We start from the raw sequence: 6,120 nt of genomic DNA, 5'->3' as shown, positions 1-6,120 counted from the left end.
AGTTGGAACCACCCCTTCCCATCCCGAACAGGACCGTGAAACGACTCCACGCCGATGATAGTGCGGATTACCCGTGTGAAAGTAGGTAATCGCCAGGCTCTCCCTTGAAACCCCTCAGTACGCAAGTACTGGGGGGTTTTGCTTTTGGGCGGCTGATTTATAGCGACCAATTTGCAGCGCCGGTCGGACCGATGGCCGGGGCGCATGCAATGGCGACGCGCTGGCGGTGCTCGCCGACAGCCATCCTTGTTGGCGCTGCCCGGCGAGGCTCAGCTGCCCGGGGTATCGTGGGAGCCGATCCCTCGCAGGCGAATCTCATGAAGCTGATCGGCAACTTCATGCTATCCGTGATCATCGAAACGCTGGGCGAAGCATGCGCAGTGTTGGCTCTGAGCCCATTCGAGGAATGCCTCATCCAGGCAGTCTGATACTTGACGCACGTGGTTCCGATGATGCACGATTTCCAATTGGCTCATCCTGATTCGACTTCTTCCGTATGCCCCTCGCAGCACACCGGCGGAGGAAATTACCGCGCATGGATGGAAGCAGCGCCACCGAACCTGGACCGCCGGCACGCACCGGCGGTTTTTGTCTTAGCTCCAAGAGATAGCCATGAATGATCTGCAGAAGTCTCCGCCCACCATCGCCGAGGGTTGGCAAGCGCCGCCGGATCGCACCAGCGTGACCGACGACGCGCGCGTCGAAGACATCGTTCCGCTGCCGCCGCCAGAACACCTGATCCGCTTTTTCCCCATCCGGAACACGGCTGTCGAAACGCTGGTCACGCAGACGCGCCAGCGCATCGCCCGCATCCAGCATGGCGAGGACGACCGGCTGCTTGTGATCATGGGACCTTGCTCGATCCACGACCCGCAGGCAGCACTCGAGTACGCGCGGCTGTTGATGGCACAGCGGCAGCGGCACGCCGACTCGCTTGAGATCGTGATGCGCGTGTATTTCGAGAAGCCCCGCACCACCGTCGGCTGGAAAGGGTTGATCAACGACCCCTATCTGGACGAGAGCTACCGCATCGACGAGGGCCTGCGCATAGCGCGCAGCCTGTTGGTTGACATCAATCGCCTCGGCTTGCCGGCGGCCGGTGAGCTGCTGGACGTGATCTCGCCGCAGTACATAGGCGACCTGATCTGTTGGGGCGCAATTGGTGCCCGGACCACAGAAAGCCAGGTGCACCGCGAGCTGGCTTCGGGTCTTTCAGCACCGATCGGCTTTAAGAATGGCACCGACGGCAACATCAAGATTGCTATCGACGCCATACTGGCCGCTTCTCGTCCGCACCACTTCCTGGGGGTGCACAAGAACGGGCAGGTGGCGACGGTACACACCAAGGGCAACCCGGATTGCCATGTCATTCTCCGCGGCGGCAAGGCCCCCAACTACGATGCGGATTCCGTGGCGGCCGCGTGCAAGGAACTTGACGCTGCCGGGCTCGGCAACTTGCTGATGGTGGACTTCAGCCACGCCAACAGCAACAAGCAGCCAAAGCGGCAGATTGATGTAGCGCGCGACGTGGCGCAACAGATCAGCAGCGGCAATCGATCCATCTTCGGGGCCATGGTCGAGAGCCACTTGCTCCCCGGCGCGCAGAAGTTCACCCCGGGAGAGCACAGTCCGTCCGCATTGACATACGGCCAGAGCATTACCGATGCCTGCATAGGATGGGATGATTCGGTGGCCGTGCTGGACATGCTCAGTGAGGCGGTCAATGTACGCCGCAGGCTCAACTCAAAGCCGTAGCAACGAGGATGCCGCCCGTTGGCGGCAAGTCGCCGGTGACACCATTCCTGCTCGACGATTGTCTACATCGCGTCGCGTTCGCTGGCGCTATGCCTGGTCGAAGCCTTACCAGTTCTCGCCGAAGGGGCGGATCTCGACGTTGAAGGACCAGGCGCTTCTTGGCTGATGCGTGACGTGCCAGACTTCCTCTGCAATATCAGCCGGCCGGATGAAGAAGTCATCCGGAGCGCCCGGATACCTCTTGCGTGTCCATGCGAGGTCGATCACCGCATCAATGAGGAGATACGCGACGTGTACGCCTTGCTTGCCCAATTCCCGGGCCATTGACTCTGCCAGAATTCGCTGAGCAGCCTTCGTCGGTGCGAAGCCGGCAAAGTTGCTCTTGCCCCTGAGCGAGGAAGTGTTGCCAGTTGCGACGATGGCGCCGTGGCCTGCCTCCACCATGGCTGGCGCCAATCGCCGGGCCAGGTGAAGGAGGGCCATGACATTGGTGCGGAAGTTCGCCTCCAGTACCTGCGGTTCGATCTCCAGGAAGTTGCCAAACGAACCGCCCACAGCGTTGTGCACCAATACCTGTGGGTGGCCTAGCTCGGCCTGGATGCGATCCAACGCACTGTTCAGCTGCGACTCATCGGTGACGTCCGCGGGATAGGCGTGGGAGCCAGGCAACTCGCGTGCGATTTCTGCAATACGCTCCTGGTTGCGGGCGATCATGGCTACCTGGTAGCCGCCCGCCACAAAGCGCTGGACCAGAGCCAGCCCGGTGCCCGGGCCGACTCCCGTTATCAGGGCGAGTTTTCCTTTGGTCATGGAAGGGCCTCTTTTTGGATTGACTTGGATGAAAGCGCGGCACGTACGAATTCCAGCCGGTCGTTGCCGAAGAAGAGTTCAGAATCGACAAAGAAGGACGGAACGCCGAACACGCCACGCGCTGCCGCGTCCTGGTTATTGCCCGCGAGTCGGTCACGGATGTCCGAACCTTCTGCGCGGCGCCAGACGTCGACGTTGGGCTCCGAACTATCTGATGTCACGGCGTCTCCATGAAAATGATCGTTTAGTGAACGGACGTTAATCTTCGGGGCGGAGCTTGTCAAGCGGGATGCCGATGAGGCGATGCAGTCATCGTCCACCTACCGCGTCCAGTCGGGCTTGACAGGGCTGAAGACTTAACTTAACGTCAGATAGGTAAACGAACGTTTATTTGAACGTGTCTGACGCAGTGCGCGAAGCTGACCATGTCCTTGGGCGGGGAAGGGCATACGCAATGCCGCCGAGCGCTCCTGCCTGGACCTGCAGTTGCCGCAGTTTCTGCTGTTGCTGCTGTTGCTGCTGTTGTCGGAACCATGTGAGTTGAAGAATGCCTCATCCACGACACTTCGCGCTAACGACACCAGATAAAGTTGCTGCGGTATTCGTCCCTGCAGGGGTAGAGATCACGTATCTCGAACTCGAGCAAGGGGCCAATCGCGTTGCCAATTTGCTTCGCAGCATCGGCATTCAGAGCGGAGACGCGGTGCTCTTCTCCGTGGGGAATTGCCCTGAATTTCTCTATCTGGCGTGGGGCTGTCAGCGAGCGGGGGTCGTATTTACCCCGGCGTCGACAAGCCTGAGCAAGGAGGATCTGCGCTACATTGCCGGAGATTGCGGCGCAAGTGCGGTCGTTGTCTCAACCTCGGCGACAGGAAGCAAAAACCTGGCTGCGTCCGACTTTGGCACCGTGCCTTGCTACTCGTTGGGGGGTGCCATTTCGGGCTTCCAGAGCCTGGAGGAGGCGCTTCGCTCAAGCGCTTGCACGCTAATTCCCGATCCCGCGCGCGGTCGGGAAATGATGTATTCATCCGGGTCGACGGGTCGTCCAAAGGGCGTGCGAAAGGTCATTCCGCCGATTCCGTACGACGCGATGGATCCACGAGACGCGTCATATGCAGGCCAGCCTGGCGTCGGCCCAATGATGGTCAGCCTGTGTACCTCTCCTCTCTATCATGCAGCACCGCACCGAAATGTTTCCGCGACGCTGGCAATGGGCGGTACCGCGGTGGTGATGGATCGCTTCGACCCTGTAGTGGCGCTGACGGCAATCGAGCAGTTCCGTGTCACTCATAGTGTATGGGTTCCCACGATGTTCCACCGTTTGCTTCGGCTGGATCCCATCACGCGGGCGAAGTTCGATCTTTCCAGCCATCGCGTTGCGCTCCACGGGGCGGCGCCGTGTGCCGTGGACACAAAAGAGGCGATGATCGATTGGTGGGGGCCGATCCTGCACGAGTACTACGCGGGCACGGAAGGCATCGGCGCTTGCTCCATCACCTCAGAGGAGTGGCTGCGGCACAAAGGCTCGGTCGGCAAGGCGACCGATGGCGTCATTCATGTCCTGGATGACAACGAGGATGAGATGCCGCCCGGCGCAACGGGTACGATTTTCTTCGAGACGAGCGCCAGCTTTGCATACTGGAACGACGCCAATAAGACGACGCTGAGCCGCAGCAAGCAAGGTTGGTGGACCTATGGTGACATCGGGCACCTCGACGGCGACGGCTACCTCTATCTGTCTGACCGTCGGGATTTCGTGATCATATCGGGGGGCGTGAACATCTATCCGCAGGAAATCGAGCAGGTGCTGCTTACGGATGCCCGGGTTCTGGACGCGGCGGTGTTCGGCGTTCCTGATGACGAGTATGGCGAGTCCGTCTATGCGGTGATCCAGGTTGAACGAATGCCTGATGCAGCAGAGATACTTGCCGAAGCGCTTAGTGCAGTTTGCCGTGAAAGGCTCGGCCCGATACGCGCGCCCAAGTACTTCGCATTTGTGTTGGACTTTCCGCGCTTGCCGACTGGAAAGCTGCAGAAGAAGGCGTTGCGGGAAACTATCATCGAATCCCGCAAGTACTCAAACGAGAAGGTGCCGCGGCATGGCCTATGGGAAGTGCGCCTGGACAGGCCTGCGAGGGGATCCACGCAGACCGCCTCGGCATGAAGCGGGCCTGCCTGAAGAGGGCCTCAGGTCGGGTCACTGCGTGACGCACTGCCCGCCTCATTAAAAAATTGCGTGCGGGGCTTCCGGTCTCGTGCGGAAGCCCTGTGCAGGCCCCCGCTGTCTTACTTCAGTCGCGCTTTCGCGCGCTGGATTTCCTCCTCGACATCCCGCAACTGATCTTTCCCAAAGAACATCTCGTCGCCGACAAAGAAGGTCGGCGAGCCAAAGGCGCCGCGTTTGAAAGAGTCCTCTGTATTCGACAGCAGGGTGAGCTTAACCTCGGCATCCGCGATGTGATTCTGGAAGTTGTCGCCGTCCAGGCCAGCGGAGTTCAAAGCGCCCGCAATCACTGCAGGATCATCCATCTTCAAACCTTGTTCCCACATATTGGCGAACACGGCATCGACATACGACGCGAAGGTTCCATGCTTCTGGGCAGCCACGGCGCCGCGCATGATTTGCAAGGTGTTGACGGGCCAGTAAGGGTTGTGCCGATACGCCGTCAGACCATGCTTGGCGATGAAACGCTGCATCTCCAGTTGTCCAAACTCCGGCTTATTCTTGATGCCCCCAAATGCCTCTGCCGGCGATCGGTTTCCGGTCAGCCTGAACAGGCCACCAAGCAGCACGGGAACATATTCAAACGTGACACCCTGGCGAGCCTCAATGCCTGGGATGACCTTGTGGCTAAGGTAAGAATTCGGACTGCCGAAATCGAAGTGAAACTGGACGCTTATGCGGCTCATGTTGTCTCCTGCAGCGAGATTGACAGAAATGGATGGGAAAGAACTCGGCGGCGCAAGGGCTGGGCCCGCTTGGTCAGGGAAGGTAGATGGCGGGTTCGATGTGCTCGCAGGCCTCAGAACAGCGTTGCGCCTGGGCGTAGCGCAGGCGCCAACCTGTCATGGCTCAGGTCTTGCTCAGGGGTTCGAGCGCCTCGATAGACCGTCCGAGAAAGCGGCGGCTGGATGCGAGGATCTGCTGCCTGGTTCGGTCAGATTCAACAACCCGGGCCAGCAAGATCGCTCCCACGCATTGCGCGACCAATGCCCAGGCAGCATCTTGATCGTTCAGGCGATCCTTCCAGCTGTTGTGCAGTTTCTTCGCGGCTCGCTCCACTGTGGCGCGGACCTCTGGATCGGCCCTCGCAATTTCCGCGCCCAAGGTCGGTAGGGCACAACCTGTTTCAGGATGCAGCGCATGAGAACTGCTCAGATAGCTACGGATGCATCTTACGAAATGGTCTTCGCCGGTCTCTTCGCCTGCGAGCATCTCCGAACTGTTGGTTAGTTCTTGCTCGACGATGGCTGCAAACAACTCAGTCTTGGAGCCGAAGTGGCTATAGAAGGCACCTCCGGTGAGCCCGATCGCGCCCATCAGGGCATCGATCC

At 59.9% G+C, this 6,120-nt stretch carries 6 protein-coding genes and 1 rRNA gene; 3 read left to right on the top strand and 4 right to left on the bottom strand.

Translation table 11 applies throughout. The features are described 5' to 3' along the window. Positions 1 to 98 (top strand): 5S ribosomal RNA (rrf, locus tag AC1DK4_RS40150); the annotation flags it as partial. Between the two features lie 514 nt (positions 99 to 612). Then, the gene (locus AC1DK4_RS40145) at positions 613 to 1,755 is read left to right on the top strand and encodes a 3-deoxy-7-phosphoheptulonate synthase (RefSeq protein ID WP_441624142.1); all 1,143 of its coding nucleotides are present in this window, start codon (positions 613 to 615) and stop codon (positions 1,753 to 1,755) included. Between the two features lie 105 nt (positions 1,756 to 1,860). Here AC1DK4_RS40145 and AC1DK4_RS40140 read toward each other — a convergent pair whose 3' ends face one another. Continuing rightward, the gene (locus AC1DK4_RS40140; protein ID WP_441624144.1) at positions 1,861 to 2,565 is read right to left on the bottom strand and encodes an SDR family NAD(P)-dependent oxidoreductase; all 705 of its coding nucleotides are present in this window, start codon (positions 2,563 to 2,565) and stop codon (positions 1,861 to 1,863) included. Continuing rightward, positions 2,562 to 2,786, bottom strand: coding sequence for a DsbA family protein (locus AC1DK4_RS40135; protein ID WP_441643644.1), 225 nt, complete (start codon positions 2,784 to 2,786; stop codon positions 2,562 to 2,564). The genes AC1DK4_RS40140 and AC1DK4_RS40135 overlap by 4 nt, the downstream gene beginning before the upstream one ends. A 326-nt stretch (positions 2,787 to 3,112) precedes the next feature. On the opposite strand from AC1DK4_RS40135, the gene AC1DK4_RS40130 reads away from it, so the two are divergent. Beyond that, the gene (locus AC1DK4_RS40130) at positions 3,113 to 4,729 is read left to right on the top strand and encodes an AMP-binding protein (RefSeq protein WP_441624148.1); all 1,617 of its coding nucleotides are present in this window, start codon (positions 3,113 to 3,115) and stop codon (positions 4,727 to 4,729) included. A 122-nt stretch (positions 4,730 to 4,851) separates the two neighbouring features. Here the strand turns inward: AC1DK4_RS40130 and AC1DK4_RS40125 are convergent, their stop codons facing one another. Together AC1DK4_RS40125 and AC1DK4_RS40120 are read right to left on the bottom strand one after the other, a co-directional pair. Next, positions 4,852 to 5,475: a 2-hydroxychromene-2-carboxylate isomerase gene (locus AC1DK4_RS40125; RefSeq protein ID WP_441624150.1), complete on the bottom strand. Its 624-nt coding sequence runs from the start codon at positions 5,473 to 5,475 to the stop codon at positions 4,852 to 4,854. A gap of 163 nt (positions 5,476 to 5,638) precedes the next feature. Beyond that, positions 5,639 to 6,120 (bottom strand): TetR/AcrR family transcriptional regulator (locus tag AC1DK4_RS40120; protein ID WP_477132236.1); only part of this gene is annotated, 482 nt, incomplete at its 5' end.

The organism is Cupriavidus sp. 05N38 (assembly GCF_056397345.1).
The sequence above is the reverse complement of the archived record's forward strand: the minus strand, read 5'-3'. Positions and strand labels throughout refer to the sequence as shown.

Bases quoted from the DNA above. Each gene is read 5' to 3' on its own strand.
- AC1DK4_RS40145 (WP_441624142.1), top strand. From the start codon at position 613: ATGAATGATCTGCAGAAGTCTCCGCCCACCATCGCCGAGGGTTGGCAA.
- AC1DK4_RS40125 (WP_441624150.1), bottom strand. From the start codon at position 5,475: ATGAGCCGCATAAGCGTCCAGTTTCACTTCGATTTCGGCAGTCCGAAT.
- AC1DK4_RS40140 (WP_441624144.1), bottom strand. From the start codon at position 2,565: ATGACCAAAGGAAAACTCGCCCTGATAACGGGAGTCGGCCCGGGCACC.
- AC1DK4_RS40130 (WP_441624148.1), top strand. From the start codon at position 3,113: ATGCCTCATCCACGACACTTCGCGCTAACGACACCAGATAAAGTTGCT.